Origin of the sequence: Halomonas sp. 3D7M, assembly GCF_014897885.1 — a bacterium.
Lineage (GTDB): Bacteria > Pseudomonadota > Gammaproteobacteria > Pseudomonadales > Halomonadaceae > Vreelandella.
On the sequence record NZ_JABUZF010000068.1, the window covers coordinates 1 to 2,012 of the forward strand.

The 2,012-nt window shown below is 49.8% G+C and carries 3 protein-coding genes; all 3 read right to left on the reverse strand.

The genetic code is table 11. From position 1 onward, the window contains the following. On the reverse strand, positions 1 to 956 hold a 956-nt coding region (locus INT22_RS02360; protein ID WP_193067586.1), incomplete at its 3' end, for a TolC family protein. A 217-nt stretch (positions 957 to 1,173) separates the two neighbouring features. Next, positions 1,174 to 1,371, reverse strand: a complete 198-nt coding sequence (locus INT22_RS02365; protein WP_193061914.1) for a hypothetical protein — start codon at positions 1,369 to 1,371, stop codon at positions 1,174 to 1,176. Further along, positions 1,368 to 1,574 (reverse strand): hypothetical protein, encoded by a 207-nt coding sequence (locus INT22_RS02370; protein WP_193061913.1) that lies wholly within the window; start codon positions 1,572 to 1,574, stop codon positions 1,368 to 1,370. Before INT22_RS02370 ends, INT22_RS02365 begins: the two co-directional genes overlap by 4 nt. Positions 1,575 to 2,012: the final 438 nt, after the last annotated feature.

A 2,012-nucleotide genomic window follows, 5' to 3' on the forward strand; every position in this document is an offset into this window, starting at 1 on the left:
CTCCGGAATAACCGGGGCGGTTCATTGTTGCCGACCTGGTTAATAAATTGATTAAAGCCTGCCTCTGCGGAGATAGTTGGGTAAAAATCTGCCTCACGCCGAGCAATTTGTGCGCGTGCTTCTTCACGCTGGGCATCGGCCACCATAATTTCCGGTACATTATGAAACTGATCAGAAACCGTCTTACATACTTGTAACAAGCCATCGGGAAGAGTATCCGTAACGCTAACCGGCCTTTGCGCCCCAATGAGCCTGCTTAAGTTATTACGACTGGTTGACAGCCGTGACTGATACTGCTCACGTGTTGCTCTAGCCGCTTCCACCCTTGACTGCGCCTGCACCTCATCAGACCGTGTGCTGGCGCCAAGCTCTGAGCGTCTTTCCGCTAACACCTGTATATCGGTGACATTGTTAATTTGATCATCTGCAATCGCCAACAAGGTTTTAAAGCGCTGAATATCAATTACCGCTTGAGCGACCTCGAGCGCTAGTTGATCAATTGCCAACAGGACTCTCGCCTGATCGCGCTCCACACCAAATAATTCGGCTTTTACCTCATTTTCAACTTTGCCAAAATCATAGAGCATCTGGGAGGCGGTAATATTGAACGCCTCTTCCGTTTGGCTACTGGATGTTCTGTACTGTGATGATAACCCCGCATCAACCTGAGGCAGATACCCAGAACGCGCCACCGCCACCTGCTCATTTTGCTGATATAAGCGCCCCAATGTTTCAGCAATAGAAGGGTACCAATTAACCGCTTGTTGCACCGCCGCTTGCATGGTTAGGCTTTGGGCATCTTGTGTCGGTTGATCAGTGACACCATCCAATGTCGATGGGCCACCCTTCTGTGCCCACGTTGTGCTAACCCCACCCCATGACAAAAAACTGACCGCCAATGCCCATACCATGTAGGGAGTCTTATTTTTTAGCTTGTCAGCACTGAGGTTTCTCATAGTTAGCTTCACTCCATTTTGCGATGATCACTTGGGCTGACATTACAGCTTTCCTTACAGCTTCTATTCCAGCATTCTGCCACCAATACCACTGAGGGTTGCTGCATTGATGGCAAAAAACTGCGTGCCAATATTGGGTCATCTTTACCTTAACCAAAAAACGCACCGGGCCCTTGGGCCCGGTGCTTTGGCAGTAATGCCAACGTTAAAGCCTTAATCAAGCCACATAGGTGTTCTGATCAAGCTCGTCGTTAAGCGGATTCTGCAGCTCGGAGAAGTCTCCCATAGGCACTTCTCCAGAGGTTTCAGAGCCACTTGCCACTTGCTCCTCTTCCACATAGTTGCTGTCAAATTCAGGCAACACCATCTCTCCATCGCCAGCTCCATCATCCATATCGCTTAGTCTAAACATCATCGAACTGACTTCGGCTGACTCACGACGGGCGGTGCGCCACCGCCCAAATCGCCTACCACAGCCGGATCAACATCACCCTCAACCTGGACTAACTTGTTACCGGCCACATCCTCCGCCACCGCGATAGTGTCGTACCCCGGTGTCATCAGATTGATCAATGCAGAGGTGCCATCGCCGTCATGATCAGCCCCCAGCCAGCCCACGACAAAGTCATCCCCCCTGTCGGCGCCACGTAGATGGAGTCCCAGTTGACATTATTGTTATTGGGTAGTCCGGCTCCATCACCTCCCGTAACAATCATTTACTGATCCGTTAGGAAATTACCTTGCTAATCGTAGATACGGTAATAAAGCGCCGCGTCGCCGGAGTTATAACCCGCACGAAAAATGTTTGCATTAGCCGTACTGTAAACTATAGCGAGGCTCTTCCCACTCCCCCCTGCATGCAAAGAATTAACAATCGGCTTAGCGTATTTAGGGAAGGTCTGAATAACTGCCGATATTCATCAACGCTTACTTGAGCCGACAAAAAATCGAAAATTCAGACACTCTTCTCCCTTTCTTTGTGTATTTTTGCTCCTTTCCCGCTCATTGAGCGGGAAAGGAGCGCAATCGCCTTATTCCCATAGGTATTTCTCACTG

Bases quoted from the DNA above. Each gene is read 5' to 3' on its own strand.
- INT22_RS02365 (WP_193061914.1), bottom strand. From the start codon at position 1,371: ATGATGTTTAGACTAAGCGATATGGATGATGGAGCTGGCGATGGAGAG.